Source organism: Paenibacillus sp. FSL P2-0173 (assembly GCF_038008045.1).
GTDB lineage: Bacteria > Bacillota > Bacilli > Paenibacillales > Paenibacillaceae > Paenibacillus > Paenibacillus polymyxa_B.
In genome coordinates, this window is the sequence record NZ_JBBOYK010000001.1 from 2,020,558 (window position 1) to 2,047,280 (window position 26,723).

Sequence of the window (26,723 nt, forward strand, 5' to 3'; positions counted from 1 at the left end):
TTACATGTTTTTCCGACCAATATCCCGATCCAATAACGCCGATTTTCCACATGTTGCTTCACTCCATCCACATTCTTCTCTGTTTTTATTTCGTTCCGATGATGACAACATCACTTTCAAAGCTGTGCATGTCTAGCACCGATTGATCCTTTTGGACGGACACGTCGGTTTGGGCAAACCGCTTCCCGGCTAAATCAATCGTTGTAAACTTGTAATCCTGCACGTTGGTACTTAGTCGCACCTTCGTGTTAACCGGGACATACAAGATAAGGGTATTCTCGTTCCCCGCAGCTCTAATTTCCTCTGTCTTGTTTAAAACAATATCTAGCGGCTTTATGCCGATAAGGTTGTACATTTCAAACAAATATTTAATAAAGGAATAATCCCACGCACCTTCAAATCGCAATGCGGTTCTCCAATCGTAGGGACTATCGAATCCTTCCCCTTCTACAATGCCGAATTTCTTTCCTTTCTTGTGCCAGCTCCAAATGCCATGCGCCCCGTAGGTAATTCCCGCTCCCCCGCCTGCAAGGAGACTTTGCCATGCTGCTTTTCTGGCATCCAGTGCAGTGTATCTGCCATACACATTGCGGCTGTAACTAATTTGTTCATAACATGGCTCCCCATTAATGACAGGCCGTATATCTGACTTATGATAGAAATGTTGAGCAATCTCATGGGCTACATGTTGAAACTGGGAGTTATGTCCTGATTGATACATATAGAATCCAAGACCCTTGTGTTTCTCAAAGGCTGGAGGAATTTCTCTCAATCTCCCTTGAATATGCAGCGTAGTTAAGCTTGCAGGGCTTAATTGTTGTACAATGTCCAGTGCTTTTAAATAATAGGAATTGGCGCGTTCAGTCGGAAAATCACTATCCCCGCTAACCAGAAAAATAGGATCAAATGGAGAAAAACGGTTTACGACGTACGTTACATAGGGTTCAACGCATTCAAATGGCATTTTGTTACCCTTTTGGAACATTTCGGCCCATGTATCCGGTACATAGTTACACCACAACAGAACCAGTGCCGGAACAAATCCACGCTCTACAGCCATTTTCAACATGATTTCTGCCCGGTCAAAATAAGCTTCGTTTAATGTATGGTAGTCGAAATCCCCATTTTCCAGTAATGCAAACGGCTGTAGATTCAGATCCGATTCACTTGCGTCCCATTGTCGGAGCATGTTGATTTGCAACACATTGAAACCTTGCATCTTCCGATAGTCAAGATAATCGCTCCACTCCTCTATCGTCGCGTTGGTAAATACACTCCAAACCGTATCTGCCAAATAAAAAAAAGGTTTGTCCTCTTTTGTAAAACTTCTTTGATTTTCAGCAATGTTTAAACTCAAATGAATCACCTTTCCTTTCTTGCTACATTCACAAATCTTCCTAAACAAATAACTAAAATAAATAACTAAATTTATATGTTTTTTCGCAAATAAACTAAATTAAAGCGCTTTACACTTGCATATTAACACTATAAATAATAAAAGGTCAACATTTTTTTCTTTTCATTTATTTAGTTTAGTTTAGTTTATAATCTAAACTTTCTTGTAGAGTAATGATATAATTTATGTAGTTTAGTTCAATAGGGGGTTCCACATTGAAAATTGATGATATTGCAAGGCTTGCAGGTGTTTCGAAATCTGCTGTCTCTCTTGCTTTTAATAACAAACCCGGAGTCAGTGAAGAAACCAAGGAGCAAATTCTAAAAATAGCCCAAGAGCATGGATATAAACCACGCACCATGAAGACAAGCAAGGAAGTCATTAAAAATCATCATGTGATACGCTTTGTGGCCTGTAAAAATACAGACATCGTAACAGAGCATTATGATTCACTTCCATTTTTCAATGAATTAATTCATCATATTACCAATCAGGTGAGAGAACATGGAAACACCTTGATTTTTTCGTCTTTTGATAGCCATAGCCTCGAAGAAGAATTATCTATTTTGGAAAAAGATCAGCCTTCTTCAGGCATACTTCTGCTTGGCACCAATTTAACTTCCGAGATTATTCATTCTATACAATCCATTCATTCCAATATCGTGATTTTAGATACCTACTTTGAACACGTCGACGCCAGTTTCGTATCTATTAACAACTATCTTGGTGGATATCAGGCAGGCCAATATTTAATTCAGTCAGGACACAGAAAGATAGGATACGTACAATCCAGTACCAGAATTCTTAACTTTAAAAAACGAAAGGAAGGGTTTATGGCGGCTTTAGAGGAGCACAATCTTTCCATAGAAAATGGGCTTATATTTGATATGCATCCCATGCTTGTGATGTCACAGGACGCATTTAAAACAGCTATTCATGAATTGAATGAGCTACCTTCGGCCCTATTTTGCGAAAATGATTATATGGCGATCAGTGCAATTAAAACGTTTCAGGAAATGAACATTCGAGTGCCTGAACAAATTTCCGTCATGGGATTTGATAATATTCATGAGGCCAAGGTCATTAGCCCGGAACTCACAACCATTCATGTGAAAAAGGATATTTTGGCCCGAACTGCTGTAAATTTGCTTATGGAGAGGCATAACAATAATCAGAGGCATCATACTCAGGTTCTTGTGAATACAGAGGTTATTGAAAGAAGATCTTGTTTAGCCTTGAAATGACCTATGATCATTGGTTTATTATTGCTTGCTCTCTCTATGATTTTAGAATAAAGCCGCCATGTTGGCGGCCTTTTCTATCATCGGATTCCATATTAGACATTCCAATTTCTCGTCATTCGCTGAAATCTTCCTCTGTCAAATCCATATTTACGCTCGCAGCGGTTCGACTGCCGTCGGCCGCAGCAAAAATCAACTGAGAAGGCATGAAGTACGAAGAATCCCCGGCAGCATATACACCGGGTATGGAGGTTCTCCCCGCTTCATCCGTCTTGATCCCGCCCGACTCCGTTCTTTCACAGCCCAAACGTTCTCCAAACGGTGCACTTTGTACAAACTGGGGAGACACAAAACCGCCGACCCTCGGGACTTGAGTGCCATCCGTAAAGCGCACATGCTCCAGCTTTCCATTGTGACCGATGAACGCCGCAACAGGTTGCTCCATTACCACAATTCCCTTGGATTGAAGCCGTTCTTTTTGCTCATCCGACAGGGATGCATGACCGTTCGTACATACGATCAAATCCTTACTCCAGTTAAGGAGTAGTTTGGCTGTATGAAATATAGCCGCCGATTCAGAGACAAGGACAAGCGGTTGATCCCGCAACTCCCAGCCGTCGCAATAAGGGCAATTAAACAGACTTTTCCCGTATAACGGATAAAAACCTTCGATCTCGGGGAATATCTCCTTTACGCCCGTCGCTAATATCAATTTTCGCGCTTGAACGCGAAGGCCTGACGAATCAAGCACCTCAAATCCGGATTCGTTTTTCGTAATTGAAACAACCTCGGTTTGCAGATGATGGACAGACGGATAACGCAGCACTTCCTCATAAGCTACACGGCGGAACTCGGCTGGCGTTACGCCGTCTCTCGTAATAAAACCATGCGACGCATGCGTAACCGCATTTCTGGGCCGATTATTATCAATCAAAGCCACATTTCTTCTTGCCCTGCCCAGCACGAGGGCTGCATTCAATCCGGCGGGCCCTCCACCAATAATAGCGCAATCGTACAGCATAACACCCAACTCCTTTTCGAAGATATTAAAGACTCTTTATATCTGTAATAAAACCAAAAAAAACGCTTTACATAACTGGCAACCACCCTCTTTCTATATAAAGTCGCTTACTTTTAAACTTGCGTTTGCTTTTGCGCCAAATCGACCAATTTCGTATTTTTAAGATGTCGTTCCATTTTCTCCTCTGCTTCCCTCATTACAGTTTGAATCAGGCACTCAGATCCGTGGACAAAATCACATTCAAACAAAGAATTCGTACCTTCAATGGCATGGATAATATCCAAAAAAGTAAGATCATCTTTATGACGGGATAGGCGATAGCCTCCATTGGCTCCAGAAACGGATTCGATCATTCCAGCCTTCACAAGCCTCGTCAAAATTTTTGAAAGATAAGTTGGTGAAACATTTTGGGATTCGGCCAATTGCTGAACACCTACCGGCTTAACCGACGAATCAGCAACGAGCATGAGCATGGTGTGCAGTGCATAATTTGTAGCTTTTGTAAATTTCATAACTACACCTCAATCAAAGACTTATTGTGTCTACTATATCTCTGAATCTGCTGGTGTGTCAAGGTCATCTAGGATTTACGCTGTTGTCAACCCTTCTTTTGGTTACGCTCTAACCGTTGTATACTGTTCATCAGAACAGCTAAGAAAGGGGGCTCGTTGTGCGTATTTTTGATATTCTTCGTATATTGGTTGCTGAACAGATGGTCAATGGAGAACACTTGGCAAATGCATTGAAGGTATCTTCTCGAACGATACGAACGGATTTAAAGGAATTGGGTGCGCTGTTGTCAAAGCATGGAGCAGCAGTTAAACCCCTTAAAGGAACGGGCTACAAGTTAGAGGTTCGGGACGAACAAGCATTTCATCATCTGCTGAAGCAATTAAAGAATTATGAAAATAATGTACCCTATCCATTAGCGAATTCTTCTGACGCCAGAAATCGTTTTTTAATGAAAAAGCTGCTGCTTACCAATGCATATGTCAAACTTGATGATTTAGCCGAGATCCTGTATGTTAGTCGATCTACTTTACAGAATGACCTCAAAGAACTACGCAAGTTATTGGCAACTTACGGACTTTCCCTGGAGAATAGACCCTATCATGGTATTCGAGTCAAAGGTAATGAGGCCAGGCTGCGTTATTGCATTTCCGACTATATATTTAATAGGATAGATGAGATAGGCGACCAGCAGATGTCCCCCCCTCCTCTGATCTCTAACGAAGAGATGGGATTCATAAGAGAAGTGATTCTGGATCGTATTGAGATCAATGATATTCAGCTGTCGGACATTGCCCTGAACAATCTGGTCATTCATATTGCTATAGCATGTAAGCGTATTCGCGAAGAAAGGTATGTTTCGTATTATCCTCAAGAGATGAAAAAAATCGAAGCGCAAAAAGAGTTTAGGGTGGCGACTGAGATCGTATCCGCCTTGGAACAAAACATGAAGTACTCCTTTCCACTTGTTGAAGTTGCGTACATTGCTGTTCACCTGTTGGGTATAAGGACCGTCGTTAGTGCCCGTATGGATGAAGTGGAGATTAAAAAGATCATTGATAAAGATATCTACGAACTGACTATTGAAATACTGGACCAAATTGATCAGCAGTTGAAAATGAACATTCAAAACGATCAAGAATTACTGATTGCTTTTTGCCTTCACCTCAAACCGGTGATTAACCGCTATCAATACGGAATGAATTTGCGTAATCCTATGCTGGATGAAATCAAAGCCAATTACCCGCTTGCCTTTGAAGCAGGTATCATTGCTGCGGAGGTCATCAAGCAGCGGCTTCATATACACATCGAGGAAAATGAAATTGGGTATTTAGCCATTCATATCGGAGTCGCGATGGAAAGAAAGAAAATGGAGGACGCGCCCAAAAGATGTATGATCGTATGTGCTTCTGGACTCGGTAGCGCTAAGCTGCTGTATTACAAGCTTCAATCGGTCTTCGGTTCCAGGTTGGATATCGTGGGAACCACTGAATTTTATAAGCTGAAACAAATGCCGTTGGATACACTGGACTTTGTTATTAGCACGATCCCCATTTCAGAACCGCTTTCTATCCCCATGATCCATGTGAATACATTTTTAGGCGGTTCCGATATTACTAAAATTGAGCAAGCCATTTCTGAGGCCAGACTTCCTGCTGTGCAGTATGTACGAAAAAAATTGGTCTTTCTTCAGCAGAAGTTTGAGAACAAACTCCAAGTGCTTGAATTTATAGCCGAAAAAATACACGAAGCAGATCTTGTAAAAGGCCCCCTGCTGCAATCTGTAATAGAGCGTGAAGCCGTTTCCCCCACTTCATTTGGCAACTTTGTCGCGATCCCGCATCCGATGGAACCTTTCGCAGATTCTACTTTTTGGGCCATCTGTACATTACAAAAAGCTATCGACTGGGACGGCAAGCCGGTACAATTTATTTGTATGCTCTGCATACAGCGTACTAAATCAGAAGATTTACAGACTATGTATCATATTTTGCTTGATATTTTAAATAATGAACAGCTCGTCCAGCAGCTTATTCGCTGCAAATCGTATACAGAATTCATAGAAGTGTTGCATAAAAATTGTTGAACATGAAGAGTATGAAGAACGATTTATTTCCGTTAAGAAGAGGAAATAATGTGCATTATGTTGAAAGCGATTCCAAATTATAATAGCTATACGAAGGGAAGATTGAAAGGAGAGAAGATCACGTGAATAATGATGAATCTACAGAGCACGACGTGAACATGGAGGACATGGATGATACAGAGATTGTATTCCAAATTATATTATACGCAGGGAATGCACGCAGCTCGGCCATGGAAGCGATTGAGCTTGCAAAGGCGGGGAAATTCCGTGAAGCCAAAGAAGAATTAGCCTCAGCAAAAAAAGAACTGGTGTCCTCCCACAAAATTCAAACCAGAATCATCCGCAAGGAAGCAGCAGGTGAAAAAACAGAGATGTCCGTCATGATGGTACATGCTCAAGATCATTTGATGAATGCCATCACCATTCGCGATATGGCCTCAGAGTTTGTAGACCTGTATGAACGCATTGATCAATTCGTACCGAAATCGTAGAGGGAGGGGCGCTATCTTATGGCTTTCAAAGACAAACTGGTTGACGGCCTCACATCGGTAGCAAATGCAATCAACAATTTTAAATATATTATAGCGATCAAATCAGCTTTTATCACATTGATGCCCGTTATTATTGTCGGTGCCTTTGCTGTACTGATTTCCAATATGGTCATGGACCCGGTCAATGGTTTGGCCCATTTTAGGCCATTCTCATTCCTGGCTGAGTACAAACCGATTTTCTCAGGCATTAACTATGCCAGCTTGAATATCCTTACCATTCTGGCTATTTTCATGATTGGTCTAGAGCTAGGAAAAATTAACGGTGAGAAAAATCTCTTCCCCGGTTTGCTTGCTTTAATCTGTTTTATCTCTGTGACACCGACCACGATAGAGTTGATGGTTAACGGTGACATGCAAAAAGTAACAGACGTCATAGCCCGTCAATTTACGGATACCAAGAGCTTGTTTTTAGGTATTTTCATAAGCATCCTATCCGTTGAGCTATACAGCAAACTGGGCAAGTCCGATAAACTAAAAATTAAAATGCCTGAGAGTGTTCCCAGCAATGTGGCCGTTTCTTTCTCGGCACTCATTCCTACCATTATTACGGTGACTGTCTTCTCAATGTTTGGATTCTTTTTTCATAAGTTTACAGGTCTCTACCTGTACGATGCCGTCTATAATGTGGTGCAAAAACCTCTGGAGACCGTAGTACAGGGACTGCCAGGTATACTGGTGCTGATGCTGGTTGCGCAAATCTTCTGGGTGATCGGTATTCACGGGAACCAAATGGTAAAGCCCATTCGTGAACCCCTGCTGCTTGGCGCGATTACCGTCAACATGACTGCTTATGAGCAAGGACTGCCCATTCCGAACATTATTACGATGCCTTTCTGGGACGTATACATGAGTATCGGTGGTTCAGGAATTACGCTGGCCCTCTTGATTTGTATTATGATCGCTTCCAAGCGTGAAGATATGAAGGAAATAACAAAGCTTTCATTGGGTCCGGGTCTGTTTAATATTAATGAGCCTGTCATTTTTGGACTTCCGATTATGCTGAATCCATTGATGGCTATCCCTTTCATTATTACTCCGCTCATCACAGGAACGATTGGTTACTTCTCGACGTTGCTTGGATTTGCAGGTAAAGCCGTCGTCATGGTTCCATGGACTACTCCGCCTATTATTAATGCCTACCTGTCTACAGGTGGAAGCATTGGCGCCGTCGTAACTCAGATCATTTGTATTGTGGTAGCCATTATCATTTATTTCCCATTCGTCAAAATTGCCAACAAGCGAACGGCTGAATAATGCGTTACTATAGAAATACATCAATTAATTGAAAACGCATTCTTTATTCAATGAAAAGGAGAAACATGTCATGGCTAAACATACGATACAAATTCCGTCGAATTTCATCATGGGTGCAGCGGCTTCCGCTTGGCAGACAGAGGGCTGGAGCGGTAAAAAAGAAGGTCAGGACTCATACCTAGACCAATGGTACAAATATGACCGCTATGTCTGGCACAATGGATATGGACCCGCGGTTGCAACCGACTTTTATAATCGCTATACCGAAGATATTGCGCTGATGAAGCAGATTGGCTTAACCCATTATCGTACTTCTATTAATTGGTCCCGCTTCTTAACGGATTATGAGAATGTAGTGGTGGATGAAACGTATGCGGATTATATGGGCCGGGTCATTGATGAGCTGATTGCAAGCGGAGTCGAGCCGATGATTTGTCTAGAACACTATGAGGTACCCGCCTATTTGCTGGACAAATATGAGGGCTGGTCTTCCAAGCATGTGGTGGAGCTGTTTGTAAAATATGCGGAGAAAGTGTTTGAACGGTACGGCGATCGGGTCAAGCACTGGTTTACGTTTAATGAGCCCATTGTTGTACAGACTCGTGTCTATCTAGATGCCCTTCGCTATCCCTATGAACAAAATACGCGGAAGTGGATGCAATGGAACTATAATAAATCGCTGGCTACCGCGAAATGCGTACAGCTTTTCAAAGCAAAAAACTATAGTCAGCACGGGGCTAAAATAGGCGTTATTCTGAATCCCGAAGTCACTTATGCCCGATCAAGCGCCCCTCATGACCAGTATGCGGCACATGTGTATGATTTATTTTACAATCGAGTATTTCTGGACCCGCTTATTAAAGGCGAATACCCGCAAGAATTGTTCGATCTCATGGGCAAGCATGATATTACATTTGAAGCTACAACGGAAGAACTGGCAGTCATTAAGGAAAATACCGTTGACTACGTCGGGATCAATCTCTATTATCCCCATCGGGTAAAAGCACAGAGTAAAGCGTGGAACGAAAACACCCCCTTTCACCCCTCTTACTACTATGAGCATTTTGATCTTCCGGGTAAAAGAATGAACAAGTCACGGGGCTGGGAGATTTATCCGAAAATCATTTACGATATGGGAATGCGTATCAAGAACGAATATCACAATATCGAGTGGTTTGTCGCGGAAAATGGTATGGGCATTGAGAATGAAGCTGCTTTCAAAAATGAGAAACACATTATTCAGGACGACTATCGTATTGACTTTATAACTGAGCATTTATACTACACATTACAAGCTGTAGAAGCGGGCTCCAACTGTACAGGTTATATGCTGTGGGCCTTTACAGACAACGTTTCTCCCATGAATGCTTTTAAAAATCGCTATGGACTGGTGGAAATTAACCTGGACAATGATCGAAGTCGGCATTTGAAGAAATCCGGCTACTGGTATCAAGCCGCTATCAAGGAACGCTCATTTATTGCTGATCTGGATGAAGAGTATAAATAGTTAAAAATGAATTCTGGAGGCGCTCAAATATGAAAAAAATTATTTTGGCATGTGCTGCGGGTATGTCCACATCCATTTTGGTTTCTAAAATGAAAAAAGAAGCAACAGCAAGATCCATAGAGCTGAACATCGAAGCCATCCCCGAAAGCACCATCAAGGAAGAGCTAGAAGCCGTTACAGATTCTGTGATTGCTATTTTGCTCGGACCTCAAGTGCGGATGCGTAAAAAGGCAGTAACCGAAATTGCAGCTCCCTATGGTATCCCTGTAGATGTCATTGACACGTTGGCTTATGGTAGAGGAAACGGTGCAGCTGTCCTAGATCAAGCCTTGAAGCTGGCTGGCGAGAACATCTAATTGCTATTCAAATGAAAAAGAGGCTGAGAGTTTCCTCAGTCTCTTTCTTGAGTTGCGCGCTCTTTATCACGACATACCTTCTTTGCCTGATCCCATACTGCTCACATACGTTTCCTGTAAACCGGCAGAAATGCCGTATAGCGGTTCCCAACGAAGCCAATGTCTGGCGACTGCGTTACTAAGACAGCTATGGTGAATGTCTCCCGCTCGCGCTGGTGAATACACAGGGCGGACAGACGAACCATGCAGCTTTAGTAAATCGTAAGCCAGTCGATTAATGGACGTCGTTCGTCCTGTACTTACATGTACTGTGCGTTGGTCCGCTGCATGAATAGCCGCCATGTTCGCTCGAACTACATCCTTGACGTACACAAAGTCGCGGGTTTGCGTCCCATCGCCGTGAATGAGCAAGGGGCTTCCTTTTTTCAGCCGCTCCATAAAGAGAGCGACTACACCACCCTCCCCCTTCGCGGCCTGACCGGGACCATACACATTTCCATAACGCAAAATCGTATAGTTCATACCGTACAGCCGATAAAAAAGTCGAATATACGATTCTGCGGTCAGCTTGGACAGTCCGTAGCCTGAAATGGGCTCCACGGGATCGTCTTCCTGTATACATTGCTTTTGCAACTCTCCATATACACCGGACGTGGATGCAAATATAAATTTCGACACACCCGCTTCATGACAAGCCTGCAACAAATGAATCGTCCCCAGCACATTCACATCCGCGTCCTCATCGGGTCGATGGATGGATTGCTGCACATCCGCCTGTGCGGCCAAGTGAAACACAATATCCGGGCTTTCCCGAATCAGCAGCGTCCTAGCTTCAGAGCTGCGAATATCCGCAATATGCATGACCGCGCGCGGGTCCACATTTGCCATATTCCCGGTCGTCAGATTATCCAGCACATGCACTCTGATGCCCGAATCAGCAAGCGCACGTACCAGCTGAGAACCAATAAATCCGGCTCCCCCGGTGACCAAAGCCTTCACTAGCTCACCCTCCTTTTGTACCGAAGCATATGACTTCCCTTCGCATCATGTTATGCGACTCCCTATAGCTTGGCGCAGGCACAAGCACAGTCCGAAGACAATCTATAATGTCTTTCTAGAATCTCAGCACCTCAGACATGCAGTCTCACGTTTTCCAGCATATAACGCCACATCTCATCCTGACCGTTCCATATATCCTCAGGTGGCAGCTCCACTGAAACCAGCCGCTCCAACCCCCAGTCCAGCTCCGTCACACCATCAGTCCCTGTATAATCCACGTATAACAAGCGAAAATCATGTGTAATCCTCTGTAATAACACATCATGTAGTTCCACCGCTTGCTCCCGACTACCCCCGAGACGAACCAGTAGCAGACGGGACGCAAGCGCGAATTGGTCCAGTAGACGTGCAATGCGGCGATCAAGCGTCGTTTTGAATGCAGGGTAGGAAGTCAGCTGCTCCGATGTATTCTGGCTAACCGGAAAATGGTGTGCTGCTGTAATCCCATAGGATGCATCCTCAACCATGAAGTTATGCTCGCCGTAATCATGCCCCGTGACACGTAGACTATCAACATCCATAAAATCGGCAAAACGGGCGTCCAGCAAGCGACTGATCTGTGACAAGTTACCGGAAATCATCCAGTCCAGCGGACCCGCATAGGGACGCAGTCCGTTTTTATCCAGCTGGATGGAAGGCAAGCAATGTCCACCCAAACTGAATACAGCATCATAATCCCCCTGCAACCGCTCAAGCACGACGCCCTCCCCTTTCCGAAGACAAGGTCATCCCTTTAAAAAGGGTACGCCAGTGCGGATCACTCTTGTAATTCCATACATCGGCAAAAGGCATTTCCACCGAGCATACATGCGGAAGCTGCCAATCCACCTCCGTCAACTCCGTTACGCCGGAACAATTCACCACCAACAAACGAAATTCATTCGCTACCATGCCCGACAAAATACGTTCCAGTTCCTCTACTTCTTCATAGGTTCCCAGCATACGGACGAACAAGCTGCGCTTCGCCATCTGTGTTTTTGCAAAAAAACGTTCGATACGACGGTCTATCTTTTCCTTGAACTCGGGATAGGTCACCAGATCTGAGGACGTATTGCGTTCCTGCGGAAAATCATGTACCGAGATCACATTATAAGCGATATCTCTGACCATATAATTCAGTTGGCTCGTACCAACGACACTTAAATTAGGCAAATCCATAAATCCGGCAAACCGATTTTCAAGCAAGCGGTTCACATCGGACAGCGTGTCAGACATCATCCAATCCAGTACCCCGGCAAACGGCCGCAAACGGTTCTTTTCCAATTGAATGGCAGGTGTACAGTTTTGTCCCAGACTGAAGACCGCTTCATATTCCCCTGCCAGCTGTGCGAGTCTCATAGCCGCGCCTCCTTTTTTAATACGACCCTTCCCTCAGATCCTGCTTGGCCCTTCTTCTGTAGTCGAAAAGGGACTTCAGGCCGTAGTTTGTTCCACTCTACATTACATGCACAGCACGGCGAAAAGGGTTGGACACCGATGCGCTTTTTGTCAAAGAGGCGTACAACTATCCAGTCCAATCCCGGCTATTTTTCATATCATATTAAGGCTGGTAACCTAACGGAATTCAAGGAGGCATCATCATATGTCCGTGTTTCTTTTAACCGTCGATCACCATCTCGCTTACCACAGCGCCCACATACAAAGCTGCCATGTGACCCTTTTCAATCGTGAAAAGAGAGCCGTCGATGTGTTGCTGGAAATGGGAAATGACAGTGGCGTTTTCCGACGGCAGCTCCTTCGATTGAACCCTTCTCCCGAAGCTGGCTCCGTGCTAGAACTCAAGGATATGGAGACCGCCCAAAATCCTTTTTACCTGCGAGTGGTAACGAGTATTTACAATCCGGAAACGCTGTTTATCCTGGCTGAATTTTTGGAAAACGGGAACATTGTCGCTAAGCGTACAGCCAGTCATTTTACCGTGACACCCTAATGAACGGGCAGAGGAGGAAGAAGGTATGTTGAAATATTCAGTTCAAAACAAAGCTGAGCCAGACACATATGCACTGCCTTTTCAGGTCACCGAACAGGAGAGCGTGCTCTCTACATTAATCATTCCTGCAAGTGAATCTGAAGGACGTATTGTCATTGAAGTCTCTTTGGCATGGGAAAATCCGCTGCTCAACTGGGATATCGGGGAGTTGGACATTCGATTGCGTCGCAATGATGAGCGGGGACCTATGCTGGATTGGTTGCAGGATTCCTGTTATCAGGAGGGATTTGCAGAGTTAAGCTATGAGGAAACGGGAGAACAGGCAGAGCCTTATGTATACTGCTTGACCGTACAATCAGCTGACCGCCGTGCTGTTGTTACGGGGCCGCTCATAATTCGAGGCTCAGTTTATGAAGATTGACAAAAACCTGTTGGACAATGAACTGGAATAAACTAAAGGCAGGTGGGAGTTTTAAGCCCGACCTGCCTTTTTATAGGGTCTGTGCCTTCATGGTGCGGATTGTTTCAGACGTTCCAAAATGTCAGCGTCTGGCAGCTTATAATCTTCCGGCAACGAAGTATTAATTCGGTTCCATATTGCGTAATCGACCTTCAGATCCGGGTGCGACTGCTGGATTTCAAAAATACGGTTGTACAAGTCTCCAACGACAGGAAAAGTCATGCTCTGCCTCCTAACTGTTGAATCAACGTACTCAACGTACTTGATTCAGCGCTTGCCCATAAATATTCACGAGTCGCTCAATCATAACATCCAGAGACCAATGCGCGGTCCCCCATGCTTTGGCATGTTTCCCCATAGCTATCCGCACTTCATCCTGAGCCAGCAAATGCTGCAAATGAGCTGCCAGTGCCTCCACATCGCCAACCGGGGAGACCAGTCCGGTGTGTTCATGCTTCACCATTTCCGGCAGTCCGCCCGCATCCGATACCACTGCCGGAAGCCCCATAATCTGCGCCTCCATGACCGAAAACGGCTGATTATCCTGTATGCTCGGATGGACAAAAAGGTCCGCCAGTTGTAAAAGAGCAGGTACATCTTCACGATGCCCCAGAAAAACCACGTCTTCTGCTAGCCCTAGCTCCTTCGCCTGTGTTTGAAGCTCTTCCCTTTTATCTCCCTCCCCGACAATCCAGCAAACCCAATCCGTACGACTTGCTTTCAGCAGGCCAAGAGCGCTCATTAAATAATGCAGCCCTTTGATATATACCAGCCGTGAAGGACAAATCATAACTTTTTTCCCCTCAGGTCGTACTATGTCCGTTCCCCGGGCGTGGACTTCCCAGAAGTGCTCGGTATCCAATCCGTATTGGAAAGTAGCAATCTGCTGCTCAGGCACTTCGAACTCACGCACAAGCGTCTGTTTCATCCATTCTGTAGACGTAATGGTAATATCCGCGGATAGAGCGCCATAGTGCTCCAGCGCCCAATAATATTTCCACATCAACGTCTCTCGGTAACCCTCCTCATGATCCCTTTCCAGAGCCATCATGACTTCACGAGCCAGCGAGCCATGAATATTCGCTACCAACGCACTGTCCTTACGTTTGACCCGACTTAGAGCACGCGTCGCAATGACATCTTGCGTGTGAATAACATCATACTGCTCAACCCCGAAATACGCAGCTGCCAGCTCCATACAGTATCGATCCTTTTCCACCGTCTGCACCCATGAATCCAAATGTAATACAGGGACAGCCGATTCATTCAGCTTCGTATGCAGCAGGGGAAGCAGTTGATCCTTCAGCAGCTCCCTATCTTCAAAAACAATATGGTATTTAGGTGTATCCGGTCCGTTCCCCATCAAGTCTACTGTGTGACCCAGTAGCTCCAGCCTCCGTTTAATTTGCAGCATAAAGGGCCATACGCCACCCAAATGAGGAATCGGCCAGTACGTAGCCAACAAAATTTTCAAAACAGCCTCACCTCCTCTGTCTCGTACGCTGAGCTACATTCCGTTGCTTCCGTAAATTTGCTGGAAACCCGATAACGCATCTGTCCAGACCGCAAAAAATCCATTATTCGGCACGATCGTTACATCAATAAAATTACCGATCGTAACGACTGGAACAGGACTAATCCCGTTAGGATTAAAGGAGCTGTCTGTTATTCTGAGGTTCGTAAATGTATTCCCTCCGTTCGTTGATTCGGCCACAAATACGTCTAATAAAGAGGTCGTTATTTGATTGGTATAATATACGATCTTAATCACACCGGTCACAGGTGAAACATCAATAGCCGGGAAAAAATGCTGTGCCCCTGCACTAGCCCCTGTCACAGATTGCGGCGCAGTCCAGCTTAATCCACCATCCACCGAACGGGCGAGCAGCACATCCGCATACCCTGCCCGATTATCCTGCCAGACCGCATAAAGTGTTCCCTGATTCGGGCTAGTAGAGCGATCCACCGCAATGTTGGCCATCGGCAGCACATTGAAGCCAAACCCGGCCACGGGCAACGGACTCGGAACCGGGACAACAGAAGATACAGGCAGCGAAGAACTGAATGCTGTCCCCCCATTGAAGGACACAATGACCTGATATTGGTTAACCGGATTAGTTACAATGTACCCGACATAAATCACCCCAGTAATGCTCACGGTGATTTCCCCCCGCGTGATCTGATTAGAGCCAGCGGTGAGCACCACGGGTGTATCCCACGTGATCCCTCCATCCTGCGAACGCTGGAAAAACATGACTGATCCGCCAAAAAAGTCAGGATTGTACTGATGCGTATAACATAAATAGATATTTCCGGTATAGGAGCTGACCTGAGAAGTATCAAATTTCACGCCGACCTCAACATTATTGACAAATGTCCCATACCCCCGCTGGGCAATCACGGGCGGATCAAATGTATTACCGTTGTCTCTGGATACATAGGTAGCGATAGTACCGCTCAAGCCGTCTGCGGTAAATACGTGACAGGCTATGACAAACAAGTTGGGAAAACCGTAGCTGACGCTATGGGATTCCGCCCCTACATAGCCGGCTGGCAGCGGTAAAATCTGCTGTGTGAAGGAGACACCGCCGTTACCTGAACGGTATACTGCTGTCAACGGCGGCCCAGTCGTAAAATCGATAGCCGCAGACACAATGGTACCGTCGAGCAGGTTGAAAGCTACACTCGGCTCCTGCGCCAGCCTTCCATTAGGCGTGAGCTGTACGTTCGGCATCAGGCTTCACCTCCCGGTACACCAGCAAAAATCGTCAGGCTGCCTGTACGCGTATCCGTCCAGACGGAAATGTAACTATTCGGCGGTACGATGGCGACATCAATATAGTCGCCGATCAGCTCTGATTCGCCTCCACCGACATTCGGATTAAAGGAGGTCGTTGTGAGACGACTGTTCGTAAAGGTGTTGCCTCCATCTGACGATTGGGCGGTGAACACATCCAGATTAAAGCCGTCCAGGCGATTGGTATAGTACACGACAACGACCAATCCCGTCTTAGGCGACACCGAAATCGCAGGAAAGAAATTTTGCGAGCCGGGCGGGCTGTCCGTCACGATGATCGGAGCACTCCAGGTACCGCCAAAATCGCTTGATTTGGACAATAAAATATTGCTGTATCCCTGACCAAAATCCTGCCAAACGGCATATAGCGTATTTGTTGTGGAAGGCACACCCGAGCAGTCCGCGGCCAAGCTAGGGAAATTCAATATCCGAAAGTCATAACCAGGAACGGGCAAAGGATTGGGCACCAGCGTTATATTGGACACAAGAATATCCCCGCTGAAAGTTGCCCCTCCATCAAAGGAGCGCCGGATAAAGAAAGCCGGTGTCTGCGGCCCTGTACGAATCCAACTGACATATACACTGCCATATTTGTCGACCGCAGGCTCAGGCCGCTCCGTGGAGGATTGGATATTGGAAAGCAATAACGGTCGATCCCAGGTCAATCCTCCATCCGTAGAACGCTGGTAAAAGGCCGCAGACCGGGCATTAAACTCTACGTTGTATTGGCGGTTATACGTAACGTAGACGTGCCCTAAATAGGGACTTGCTCCTGCATTATCCGTCGTAATATTGGTCCAGTCATTATTAATGTAATCTCCATAGCCCGGGTTAATGACCACTGGAGGATCAAAGGTGGCACCATCGTCCGTAGAGCGATAGATCACAACAGCCCCGTTCTCATTTCCTGGAAACACATGTGCGGATATGATGAAAATATTCGGGAACAGATAGGCTACCATTCCTGCCTCGGCTCCTGTATATCCCGGTGGAATTGGCAGTAAAGTATCAGTCCAGTTCGCCCCGGCGTCCAAGGAACGATACAGTCCAATCAGCGGAGGCCCGCTACTAAAGTCAACAGCTACAGCTACAACGATATTCGGATTCAACAAATTAACGGCGACACTGGGCTCAAATTTGGGCAAACCGCTGGGTGTTACCTGAAAATTCAAAGGCATCGCAAGCATTCCCTTCATTATATAAATGGACATGCCTGAAGTATTTCTATTAAAATGTACTTTTTTCAGCACAGTCTACAGACAACCATACAAGCTTTCTTTTCAATAGATTCATAGTATAGAAGCATCCCTTCAGGGGTTTTCCAATATTCTGTTTTTTGAGAGGATGATTCGATTGGCTTTTACAACCGGATATATGACCAACACTAGAGATTTCGGTACTGCCTGCTCCAATGTCGTTGTAAATTTGGTCAACGAGGATACAGTGAACGCGGCAACCGTGACCATCCAAATTTTTTTCTCGCTTGTACCGGATACCAAGATCCCCTTATACGTGACATCGGTTAACTTACCTGTAAACTCTGTTGCCCGACGTACCTTCTTTGTGCAAGGGGTCCTTGCCTACGAGGTACAATACAACGTAGTCTCCGCTGCACCTTCCAATGTTGTGCTCTCCAACTTTGGACTGGATCAGTTTGGTAATGTTGTACAGGAGCATCGTGTTCTTCAGTCGGAACTGACCACAATCCCGGCGCTGTCTCCTGTTATTTAAAGTTGCCCTGCTCCAGTGCTTGATGCAATCTGTGGGTGTAATACACGTAATTCCATTCCGGCGGTACGGACTGAACCCCTCGGCCGCTACCGATGGTTGAGTGGTCATCTGTATAGTAGGAAAAGGCATGTGTATCCTGTAATGGGCGCAACAAATCCGTCAGATACAGCAAATCCGTCACGGCAATATATGGTTTGACACCGAAGCATACAACAAAGCGTGTCGTTGTTTCACCAATAGCCTGAACCAGTGCTTCCTGGACCGAATAATGCTGACGTGGCGTTACGATTAACCGAGGATCGAGCATCATCGACAGGAAAGCGGCGGCTCCCTGTTCTGGCGTTAAATCCAGCAACCGTACCACGCAATTGCTGTAGTGCTGCTCCAGCAGATTATCCAGCAATGGTTCAGCTTGAGCCATAGCCGTGACAGGCATTAAAATCGTCATTTCAAGTGGGATGCCCCGACGTGCTCTCGCCTCATGCTTGGCGATTTGGAATGCGTGCCGCCAGCGTCGGTGCTCCTTCTGGCTGTGCAGGCCGGCCGATACACTAAATGTGGAATTCACCCGGTAATCCATCAGGATCTCCGGGATGAATTTCATGCTGCACGTCTCGGTCAGCCGCAGCCAGTAATCATAATCCTCAACTGGTTGCAGCCGATAGCCGCCAATCAGGCGGGCATATTTGCTTTTGTACATAAATGAAACCCCGACAATGCTGGCATTCAGCAATTCATGATGCGGCTGGCCTTGGTACCGGATCAAAGCTTGCTGATGCTGCTCGTCATACAACGGGTTCCCACATGCGTCAACCTGACGGAAAGTAGAGAACACAAGGCCGAGTGAGTCCGGTCCCTGCTCCAGCTCCTGCCGCAATCGTTCAATAAAGTAAAAATTATAAACATTGTCGCTGGATACCCAGGTCACATACTTGATCGCAGGATCTTTAAACAACTCATCGAATCCTCGATTAAGGGCGTGGGATACTCCTTTGTTCTGAGGGAGTGTAACCAACTGAACGCGCGGGTCTCCCATTGCTGCGTGGAGCGCTGGCCCCACCATTTCCGGCGCTCCGTCAATAACAATGATGAAGCGAAATGCCCTGTAGCTCTGGGCTAGTACGGATGAGATCGCAGCTTGCAGATAGCCGATATCCTGTTTGTACAGTGGCATAACAATCCCCGTATCTACCATATCAATCCCCCCTGACAGACTTTCGGCTTCATGAGGATAAACCGCTCAATACCTGACTGAAGCGATCTCGATAACGCGCTTGGGTTATGTTGTACTCCCGCTCCACAGCGGGCCAATGTTTTTTGGTTCCCATTTCATCATGCCAGCGGTAGTTAACCAAGGACTCGTTCAGAAAAGGAAATGGATATCCCGCTATCATTACTCGGTACCACATATCCAGATCATGTGTGTACGGTAGCAGTTCATCAAACAAACCGATATGTGCAAACAGCTCCTTTTTAAACATAACCGTGCATCCATTAACCGGATTTCCTTGCTGAAAAAAACGGTAAAACTCCGTCATAGACGGAAACACGGCGGCTGCCTGGTAGCTTGTGACTTGGCTGTATTGATTGATGAAATTGAAATTGGTGTGGGAGATGTACGCACCGTTTTCCACCATAAAAGAAACCTGATTATTAATTTTGTCCCTATGATAGGTATCGTCGGAGCTGAGCCACGCAATATATTCCCCGCTGGCATGTCGGATACCATGATTCAGGGCGCTGGCTGTTCCACCGTTGGATTTGCCCAAATAATGTATATACGGAAGATAGGCCTGAAGCATATCAACATGTTCCGTGGACCCGTCATCGACAACAATAATCTCGAGGGGCCCATAAGTTTGCTCTAGTGCACTTTGCAAAGCCTGATCCACATAGGCACAGTTATAAAAGGGAATGACGATTGTTACTTTTGGTCTCATATCGTTCCTTCCTTTCCAGCTCGGCGGTATTGAATCATATCCTCCAGAGATTGCCCCAGCTGTATGGTCGGCTTCCAGCCCATATCCTCCAGCTCTTTCGCACGATATGCCTCGGTGGATGCTGACTCTTCCACATCCCCCCATTGTATGGGGATAGATGTTTTGGCCAGCGCAACCATACGTTCCACGATATTGCCCAGTTCCACAATGCGGCCTGTGCAGACCGAGTAAACTTGGCCTGGCACCCCCTGTTCCAATAGCACACCGTATGCGCGAACGGCATCACGAACGTCGAGGAAATCACGTTGCGCATGTCGGGAAGATACCCGGAACGGGGCAGTTTCAGTTACGGACTGCCCCTCCAGACGTTCCGTCTGAACGATATACCCCGCGAGTAATGCACAAAATCCGGTAGATGGACCCGGACCGATCAAGTTGCAAGGCTCTGCCAGCATAACGGATTGTTCGAACAGCGCGCCCCACGAGAGCGCGACTGCCTCTTGAAGGCTTTTGCTAAGGCTGTATGGATGTGTTGGATGATACGGAGCCTGCAAAGCCGTCTTTAGCCGAGAGCCCGCCACGACAATTCTAGCTTTGGGGAAAGGTCGCAGTACATCGAGCAGATACAGGGTGGACAGTACATTGGATTCCATGTATAGCAGGGGACTCTGCCAAGATTCAGGGACGGAATTTTTACCACCCAGGTGAAGCACATAATCCGGAGCAATCTGTCTAATGACTTCGCCCAGACGTTTCTTGTCGAGCAAGTCACACACATAAGGCGTAATACAGTTACGGGTCTCCGCCTCTGGACTGTTATTTTCATCATCGCGAGCCAGTAAGATCAGTTCTGAAACGGAAGCGACAGTGCGAGTCAGCGCCGCTACCTCCCAGCCGAGCTTTGCAAAATGGCGGCAGGCATGCATCCCGGTATAGCCCGCCGCTCCAGTAATGACTATGACAGGCCGACGTTGTTCCGCTGTGCTTCCGTCCATTCCAGCAGCTCCTTCAGCATGATGCTGTAGTGAGGAACATCGTAGTGCAGATCGGCCCGGGTAGAACGAAGCGTCCGGTCCTGCACCGGCTCATCTTTCGGCACGATCCGAATATCCTCCCTATTCCAGATGTCTTTGAACAGCAGCAGCAAATCATGCTTGCTGATCGGTTCAGGGTGAACCAGATGAATGAGTCCGTCCAGCGGCTCATTCATCTGCACCTGTATCGCCTTCGCTAATTCCAGCGTCGTAACCCCGTTCCAAAAGACCCGGCGATACCCGTTAACGTCTCCGCTCTGCTGCAAGAACCAGTGCAGCAGACCAATGCCTCCCGGCCGAATTTCCGGCCCGATAATGGAGGTACGGATAGTCAAATGTCCTGCTGCCTTTACTTCTCCGAGTATTTTCGTCAAAGCATAGGCACTTGTCCCATCGGGTTGATCCGTCTCTTTATATAAACCTGGTACCCGATTTCCCTCGAATACGCAATCCGTGCTGATATGAATCAGTCGGGCACCGATACTGTCCGCTGTTCGCCGGAGAAGATGTGGCAGCAATCCATTGATTTGGTATGCTGCGATCTGATTCTCCCCGGCATGCTGATTCAGTACGCCTACCGCGTTAATAATAACGTCTGGCCGTACACTCCGTACCAGCTGCTCCACCATAAAGCTGTCCTTTACATCCAGCAGCAGACCGCCTTTATTTTCGGGATCACGGGTGGTGTAGAACACGTTATACCCGCTCTGGTTTTGGAAATACTTAACCAGAACATGGCCCGCCATGCCGTTACCACCCAAAATAAGCAGCTTCATTTGATGAACCCCCCGCTTTGGAGAATGCTGCGAATCTCCTCTTTGGACATCAAATTGAACTCCGAGCTAAAGCTGCTGAACGACACCGGAGGGCACTGAGTATAGCGGTCCTTTAATTGAGGAATATTCAGCGTTGGGAGAATAACCAAATATTGCTCGTCATAGACTACCGTCGTCAGGCTTTCAAAGTCACTCATCAGAATTTCATGAATTTTCTCGCCGGGACGCACACCTTTTTCTACAATTTCTACGTTTTCCACACCTGAATCCTCAATGAGCACCTCAGCCAAGTCCACAATACGGCAGGTTGGCATGGTCATAATAAAAATTTCCCCGCCGACACTTTCCACCGAGGCTTTGAACAGGAGACTGATCGCATCACGCAAGGTCAGGAAGAAGCGGGTCATGTTCATATCTGTGATCGAAACCTTACCCTTTTGGCGAATCTGGCTTTGGAACAGATGCACCACGCTTCCGTTTGTGCCCAAAACATTACCGCCGCGCACCGTCACGAAACGTGTATCGCTATTCAGCAGATTGGCGTAAACAATCAGTTTTTCTCCAATCGCCTTCGTCATGCCGTAAAAATTAGACGGATTTGCGGCCTTGTCAGTCGATATATAAATGACTTTCTTTACCTGATTGGCAACAGCGGCCTCGATCACGTTTTGGGTGCCTACTACATTGGTTTTGAGTGCCTCATAGGGCTGATCCTCACAGACGGGAACGTGCTTGAGCGCTGCTAAATGAAATACATAGTCCACTCCTTGACAAGCGGTAGTCAGCGCATCCTTATCCCGAATATCTCCAATACAGAAGCTGAGTCGTTCATCCTCAAACTGCCTGTTCATGGCAACCTGACTGGATTCTCCACGTGAAAAGATAATGACCTCTTTGGGGTTACGCGGCAGTAACTGGGCAACCAGCTCATGCCCCCAGGAGCCGGTACCGCCGGTAACCAAGATACGTTGGTTTTCAAACATGCCGTTTCCCTCCAAGCAGAAATTTAACTACCTTATCCGACACATCTTCCGCCAGATAGCCCGCAGGACATTGCCACTTATGGGTCATCCCGGTCATTATGGCTACCGCGTTTGCTATAACCTCGCCATCAAGACCAGACACGATATTGCTGCCGCAATCTACCGTTTCCGGCCGTTCGGTCGTCCGGCGCATCGTAACCGTCGGTACCCCCATGACACAGCATTCTTCCTGTACGGTACCACTGTCCGTCAAAGCGCAGCGGGCATGCCGCTCCAGCAGAACGAAGTCAAAAAAACCGAACGGTTCGTGAAATTCCACTAGCGGGTCAAGCTGGATCGGCGGATGGCTTGCGATTCGGGCGGCAGTGCGGGGATGAATACTGCAAATGACCCGCTGCCCGAACTGCTGGGCTACCCGGTTAAGACCATCTAAAATAGCCAGCAAATGCGGTGGATGGTCCACATTTTCAGCTCTGTGGGCAGTGACCAGGAAATATTCTCCCGGCGACAGTCCCAACTTTTTCAAAATTCCACTGCCCGATACCTCTTTCTTATAGTGCTGCATCACTTCGTAGATCGGATTTCCAGTCAGTATAATTCGTTGACTTGGAAAGCCTTCACGTAGTAGGTGCTGCTTGCTTTGCTCCGTATAAGGCATATTAATGCTAGATATTGCATCAATGACACGCCGATTCTTCTCCTCCGGCACATCCAGATCATAACAGCGGTTCCCCGCCTCCATATGCACGACCGGGTAACCCATACGTTCCGCAAGCAAGGCACATAAGGCGCTGTTCGTATCACCGAGCAATAACACATGATCAGGGCGTTCCTTGTTTAAAATATCCTCCATCTGCGAGTACATGACGGACAACTGTTTGCCCAGTGTCCCCGCTTTCTCCTGAAGTACATAATCCGGGGCACGCAGTCCCAGCTCGCGAAAGAACTGCCCGCTCAGGCTTTCGGTGTAATTTTGGCCCGTATGCACAAGCACATGTTCATCTGCATGGCGGTCCAGCTTCGGAATGATCAGGCTGAGCCGTATAATTTCCGGTCTTGTGCCGAGCACGGTCAATATTTTCATGGTTTTGGAACCCACCTTTGCTGTCGTTGTTTCATTGAATTGTGGCGTTCAATGAATGATAGCCATCCAGCAGACTGGCTGTGCTCCAGCTTAACGTTCATCTCAACGGTCCGGCGTAGATTCACCCGGACCGTTGTTTTGTATGCTGTCCAGCCTTGAGTGTGACTCGCTTCTGCTTGTGCGCGTTGTGCCGTCGTGACCGGTGCTTGAATTTCCGCTTGAGCTTCTGTCTGGACTTGGTTTTCGGATAAAGTCCCTTCGACAACGGGGACCCGTGAATTTTCTTGAGGCGACTCTTGCCGCCGCTTCTCTTATACCTGCGATTCCGCAATCTGGTACGCTTGCGGCCCTTTGGCCATCTCGCCCGAACACTACGCTTGCCGCGGAGCAATTCGGGCGGTGACTCAGGTAAAGGGGATGGTGGTTGTGGCAAGCCCTGAATGGCTGCATATTCGATTGGCGGCAGACCCAGCACAGGCAGTTGACACACCACCGATTCGGGAAATTCTCGAATCGTGCTGGTATATCCCTCCGGTATAGCAGTGACCTGACGCAGTCCTTCGCCTTCCCTCGTCCATACTGGTCCACCTGGCTGCTGAATCAACGGGAACCAATGCGGATGATGACATACCCATTGACTGACCATGAGGTGTAGACTGCTTCGGTAGGAATCAGGTCCGTATACACGTGTAGCCGCACTGTTGTTACGCACACCAATCCGTTCCACTTCCTCGGGATGATCGAGCAGATAGCTCACTTTTTGCGCCAGCATGTCGCTGTTGCCCGGCTCTACCAAAAAATCTGTATTTCCCGTCGCCTCCATCAATTCCACAAGTCCACCCTGCGCAAAGGCTACCACGGGCTTACCGTAAACTAGCCCTTCCAGGGCGGTCAGGCCAAAGCCTTCCTCCACCATACTTGGGATCACAACAATATCCATTGCGCTATAGGCCGTTGACACGGATTCCTCGAATGAATTGAACTGGAAGCGGCGGCTATAACGAGATTGGCGGATTAAAGAGACACATTTTACGTAATATTCCGAGTCCACCGAGCTGCCGATGATCCAGAAACGACACCGCGAATTGGTTTCGCACAGCTTTAGAGCCATTTGGACAAAAGGTAACAGCCCTTTGGCTTCGTAGATAAAGGAAGAAATATAACCAATGCAAATATGAAAATCCCGCAGCCCCAGTTTTTCACGTTTCCTTCTCCGTTCCAGCACATGCTCTTTGGGAGACGGCATATCCATATCCCGGCAGGGAGACAACACCGTATGCGGACGTGTCAGTCCCCCACCATGCAAAGGACGCATTACAGCTTGCGAAATGCCGATGACCCATTGGCTATAGCGCTCAATGATAGAAACAGAAACGGGCGTATGCGCATTCTGGTTAATGACCTCGGTTATTTTCCAGATCACTGGAATATTAAGCTCTTGGGCTGCCATTGCAGGCATGACGTTCACACAGGTATTGACCAGCACCACATCAGGTCGAGCATGCCGAAGCATCTGGAACAACGGTGCATACGCCACATGGGTCCGCAAATTCTCCGCATCCTGCGCCAATCCCTCATATGGGGTATACATGCCATGCAGCATGAACAGGTTCTGTGTCAGAACGGTGATTCCGCGCTTGCGGGCCATTGAGGTCAGCCGCCCTTCACCAGGCGTTACGAGAATACAATCGAAGTACGTACGCATGTCTAGACAAAATTGCAATAACAGTTTCTCTGCCCCCGTAATACTTCGGACGTTGCTAACATGGCTGAATAGCATCATTTTCGGCTTGATCGGAGTTCACCTCCTTTAAAATAGCAACCATCGGACGTGTGAATCACCTTATGGAAATATGACCGATAACAGTTGGTCAATCCGGTGACCATAGGTGTGCTCCCGCAGGGTTCGTTCCAGAGCACGCAGGGCAATCTCATGGCGCTCTTTTTCATGCGTTAAATAAAACTCAACCTTCTCCAGCAGTTCCCGCTGAGAGCTGTAGGTCTCTATCTCTTCCCCCGGCTTGTAAAAACGAGCCAGATCATCTCTTGTATCTGTCAGTTGCAACGTGCCACTGGCAGAAATTTCAAACGTGCGCGGGTTGGGCGAAGCCCCTGGAATTTTCAGTGAGTTGTTGTTCACCGAATCATCCTGATGGGAACGATGAAGATTAATTACGATTTTGCTGCCGTTATACGAATCATTGGTCTCGACCGGAGACATCCAGCGACCCAGCTCAATTTTGTCACCATACGACTGATAATCCGGGAGACGATCCCACCAGATTCCGTTGATTTTAATGTTACGGGCCATGAGCTGAGGCATAATCGGATTGAAGAAATAGATGCGGTTCCAGTAGGCTGAGCCTGTAAACCCAATCTCACGTCGTACCGAAGCGGGCGAGCTGAGTGGGAAATAGTGAGTCAGAAATGCCCCAAAGGGCAAATAGTGCACAGACGTGCAACCCAACTGGCGGTACAGCTCCAGGCAGTTCATTTCTAACGTGAACACATAATCATAATTCGTAACGATTTTGGTCGTCGTGTCGGTGTAATACGGATCGTCCGTTAGCCAGATGGCGGTGGGGATGCCCAACTGGCGTACCGCAGTAACCTGCTCCAACGGAAGATCCATTCCATCCAGTGCCAGCATCAGATTCGGACGGAGCTGAGCGGCAATATCTCCTACCGGCTGACGTGGGTCTGTTACGGTAACCTGAGCCGTCATGCTTTGCAACGTGGTAATGACCGCCTCATCCAGCGGAGAATACGGAAGGCCTTTGCCGGAGACGACATACAGTACATGGATTTGTCGAAAAGGGAAAACTGCTTTCATCCGCCCAACAATTGCGTTAGCACGTCCGCGCAGATATCCTTCGTCGTATCCGTCATGCACTCCCGCAATTCTCCCCCTTTCCCAGGAGGCTGCCGCCGTCTGGTGAACAGCCGGGTCATACGGTCCTGTCGTAGATATCGTCATCACTTTCACTCCTCACTGTTTATGGTGTTT

At 47.2% G+C, this 26,723-nt stretch carries 27 protein-coding genes; 9 read left to right on the top strand and 18 right to left on the bottom strand.

The annotated features are described in order from the left end of the window. Positions 1-85: 85 nt before the first annotated feature. The gene (locus MKX30_RS08930) at positions 86-1,366 is read right to left on the bottom strand and encodes an apiosidase-like domain-containing protein (protein ID WP_076264916.1); all 1,281 of its coding nucleotides are present in this window, start codon (positions 1,364-1,366) and stop codon (positions 86-88) included. A 245-nt stretch (positions 1,367-1,611) separates the two neighbouring features. Between MKX30_RS08930 and MKX30_RS08935 the strand changes: the two genes are divergently transcribed. After that, positions 1,612-2,640: a LacI family DNA-binding transcriptional regulator gene (locus tag MKX30_RS08935; protein WP_076264915.1), complete on the top strand. Its 1,029-nt coding sequence runs from the start codon at positions 1,612-1,614 to the stop codon at positions 2,638-2,640. A 112-nt stretch (positions 2,641-2,752) separates the two neighbouring features. Here MKX30_RS08935 and MKX30_RS08940 read toward each other — a convergent pair whose 3' ends face one another. Together MKX30_RS08940 and MKX30_RS08945 are read right to left on the bottom strand one after the other, a co-directional pair. Continuing rightward, positions 2,753-3,658, bottom strand: coding sequence for an NAD(P)/FAD-dependent oxidoreductase (locus MKX30_RS08940; RefSeq protein ID WP_023990085.1), 906 nt, complete (start codon positions 3,656-3,658; stop codon positions 2,753-2,755). A 113-nt stretch (positions 3,659-3,771) separates the two neighbouring features. Further along, positions 3,772-4,170: an Rrf2 family transcriptional regulator gene (locus tag MKX30_RS08945; RefSeq protein ID WP_023990086.1), complete on the bottom strand. Its 399-nt coding sequence runs from the start codon at positions 4,168-4,170 to the stop codon at positions 3,772-3,774. 158 nt (positions 4,171-4,328) lie between these two features. On the opposite strand from MKX30_RS08945, the gene MKX30_RS08950 reads away from it, so the two are divergent. From MKX30_RS08950 to MKX30_RS08970, 5 genes are all read left to right on the top strand, one after another. Next, positions 4,329-6,254 (top strand): BglG family transcription antiterminator, encoded by a 1,926-nt coding sequence (locus MKX30_RS08950; RefSeq protein WP_341062738.1) that lies wholly within the window; start codon positions 4,329-4,331, stop codon positions 6,252-6,254. 122 nt (positions 6,255-6,376) lie between these two features. Further along, entirely contained in the window at positions 6,377-6,745 is a 369-nt protein-coding gene (locus tag MKX30_RS08955; RefSeq protein ID WP_049828407.1) for a PTS lactose/cellobiose transporter subunit IIA, read from the top strand. Positions 6,746-6,763: 18 nt separating this feature from the next. Next, positions 6,764-8,059 (top strand): PTS sugar transporter subunit IIC, encoded by a 1,296-nt coding sequence (locus MKX30_RS08960; protein WP_028541485.1) that lies wholly within the window; start codon positions 6,764-6,766, stop codon positions 8,057-8,059. A gap of 70 nt (positions 8,060-8,129) precedes the next feature. Next, entirely contained in the window at positions 8,130-9,566 is a 1,437-nt protein-coding gene (locus MKX30_RS08965) for a glycoside hydrolase family 1 protein (protein ID WP_341062739.1), read from the top strand. 29 nt (positions 9,567-9,595) lie between these two features. Continuing rightward, positions 9,596-9,922, top strand: coding sequence for a PTS sugar transporter subunit IIB (locus tag MKX30_RS08970; protein WP_023990091.1), 327 nt, complete (start codon positions 9,596-9,598; stop codon positions 9,920-9,922). A gap of 66 nt (positions 9,923-9,988) precedes the next feature. On the opposite strand, the gene MKX30_RS08975 is transcribed toward MKX30_RS08970, so the two are convergent. The 3 genes from MKX30_RS08975 to MKX30_RS08985 all read right to left on the bottom strand — a co-directional run bounded on the left by MKX30_RS08975 (position 9,989) and on the right by MKX30_RS08985 (position 12,319). Continuing rightward, the gene (locus tag MKX30_RS08975) at positions 9,989-10,921 is read right to left on the bottom strand and encodes an NAD-dependent epimerase/dehydratase family protein (protein ID WP_023990092.1); all 933 of its coding nucleotides are present in this window, start codon (positions 10,919-10,921) and stop codon (positions 9,989-9,991) included. A 131-nt stretch (positions 10,922-11,052) separates the two neighbouring features. Next, positions 11,053-11,679, bottom strand: coding sequence for a DUF1796 family putative cysteine peptidase (locus MKX30_RS08980; protein ID WP_023990093.1), 627 nt, complete (start codon positions 11,677-11,679; stop codon positions 11,053-11,055). Next, positions 11,672-12,319: a DUF1796 family putative cysteine peptidase gene (locus MKX30_RS08985; protein WP_023990094.1), complete on the bottom strand. Its 648-nt coding sequence runs from the start codon at positions 12,317-12,319 to the stop codon at positions 11,672-11,674. Before MKX30_RS08985 ends, MKX30_RS08980 begins: the two co-directional genes overlap by 8 nt. A gap of 244 nt (positions 12,320-12,563) precedes the next feature. On the opposite strand from MKX30_RS08985, the gene MKX30_RS08990 reads away from it, so the two are divergent. Both MKX30_RS08990 and MKX30_RS08995 read left to right on the top strand, forming a co-directional pair. Next, a complete protein-coding gene (locus MKX30_RS08990; protein ID WP_023990095.1) occupies positions 12,564-12,911 on the top strand; it encodes a hypothetical protein in 348 nt (115 codons plus the stop codon). Positions 12,912-12,936: 25 nt separating this feature from the next. After that, positions 12,937-13,332 (top strand): hypothetical protein, encoded by a 396-nt coding sequence (locus tag MKX30_RS08995; RefSeq protein WP_028541483.1) that lies wholly within the window; start codon positions 12,937-12,939, stop codon positions 13,330-13,332. Positions 13,333-13,419: 87 nt separating this feature from the next. Here the strand turns inward: MKX30_RS08995 and MKX30_RS09000 are convergent, their stop codons facing one another. The 4 genes from MKX30_RS09000 to MKX30_RS09015 are packed head-to-tail and all read right to left on the bottom strand — an operon-like array spanning position 13,420 to position 17,346. Further along, a complete protein-coding gene (locus tag MKX30_RS09000) occupies positions 13,420-13,593 on the bottom strand; it encodes a hypothetical protein (protein ID WP_167348638.1) in 174 nt (57 codons plus the stop codon). 31 nt (positions 13,594-13,624) lie between these two features. After that, positions 13,625-14,845 (bottom strand): glycosyltransferase family 4 protein, encoded by a 1,221-nt coding sequence (locus tag MKX30_RS09005; RefSeq protein ID WP_075154695.1) that lies wholly within the window; start codon positions 14,843-14,845, stop codon positions 13,625-13,627. 33 nt (positions 14,846-14,878) lie between these two features. Then, entirely contained in the window at positions 14,879-16,105 is a 1,227-nt protein-coding gene (locus tag MKX30_RS09010) for a sialidase family protein (protein ID WP_053326024.1), read from the bottom strand. Next, positions 16,105-17,346, bottom strand: a complete 1,242-nt coding sequence (locus MKX30_RS09015; RefSeq protein WP_053326610.1) for a sialidase family protein — start codon at positions 17,344-17,346, stop codon at positions 16,105-16,107. The genes MKX30_RS09010 and MKX30_RS09015 overlap by 1 nt, the downstream gene beginning before the upstream one ends. Before the next feature lie 166 nt (positions 17,347-17,512). On the opposite strand from MKX30_RS09015, the gene MKX30_RS09020 reads away from it, so the two are divergent. Further along, positions 17,513-17,899 (top strand): hypothetical protein, encoded by a 387-nt coding sequence (locus MKX30_RS09020; protein ID WP_254348680.1) that lies wholly within the window; start codon positions 17,513-17,515, stop codon positions 17,897-17,899. On the opposite strand, the gene MKX30_RS09025 is transcribed toward MKX30_RS09020, so the two are convergent. The 8 genes from MKX30_RS09025 to MKX30_RS09060 form a co-directional block, all read right to left on the bottom strand. After that, positions 17,892-19,094 (bottom strand): glycosyltransferase family 2 protein, encoded by a 1,203-nt coding sequence (locus MKX30_RS09025; RefSeq protein WP_076159705.1) that lies wholly within the window; start codon positions 19,092-19,094, stop codon positions 17,892-17,894. The genes MKX30_RS09020 and MKX30_RS09025 overlap by 8 nt on opposite strands. 28 nt (positions 19,095-19,122) lie before the next feature. Then, positions 19,123-19,839, bottom strand: a complete 717-nt coding sequence (locus MKX30_RS09030; RefSeq protein WP_028541477.1) for a glycosyltransferase — start codon at positions 19,837-19,839, stop codon at positions 19,123-19,125. Continuing rightward, positions 19,836-20,834 (bottom strand): NAD-dependent epimerase/dehydratase family protein, encoded by a 999-nt coding sequence (locus tag MKX30_RS09035; RefSeq protein WP_023990104.1) that lies wholly within the window; start codon positions 20,832-20,834, stop codon positions 19,836-19,838. Before MKX30_RS09035 ends, MKX30_RS09030 begins: the two co-directional genes overlap by 4 nt. Next, complete coding sequence (locus tag MKX30_RS09040) at positions 20,795-21,649, bottom strand: dTDP-4-dehydrorhamnose reductase family protein (protein WP_028541475.1); 855 nt, start codon at positions 21,647-21,649, stop codon at positions 20,795-20,797. The genes MKX30_RS09035 and MKX30_RS09040 overlap by 40 nt, the downstream gene beginning before the upstream one ends. Beyond that, the gene (locus MKX30_RS09045) at positions 21,646-22,632 is read right to left on the bottom strand and encodes a polysaccharide biosynthesis protein (RefSeq protein WP_025722608.1); all 987 of its coding nucleotides are present in this window, start codon (positions 22,630-22,632) and stop codon (positions 21,646-21,648) included. The genes MKX30_RS09040 and MKX30_RS09045 overlap by 4 nt, the downstream gene beginning before the upstream one ends. Then, the gene (gene wecB, locus MKX30_RS09050) at positions 22,625-23,716 is read right to left on the bottom strand and encodes a non-hydrolyzing UDP-N-acetylglucosamine 2-epimerase (protein WP_023990106.1); all 1,092 of its coding nucleotides are present in this window, start codon (positions 23,714-23,716) and stop codon (positions 22,625-22,627) included. Before wecB ends, MKX30_RS09045 begins: the two co-directional genes overlap by 8 nt. Before the next feature lie 121 nt (positions 23,717-23,837). Beyond that, positions 23,838-25,499, bottom strand: coding sequence for a glycosyltransferase (locus MKX30_RS09055; protein ID WP_339200819.1), 1,662 nt, complete (start codon positions 25,497-25,499; stop codon positions 23,838-23,840). A 60-nt stretch (positions 25,500-25,559) separates the two neighbouring features. Next, complete coding sequence (locus MKX30_RS09060) at positions 25,560-26,693, bottom strand: CgeB family protein (RefSeq protein WP_341062740.1); 1,134 nt, start codon at positions 26,691-26,693, stop codon at positions 25,560-25,562. Positions 26,694-26,723 lie beyond the last annotated feature (30 nt).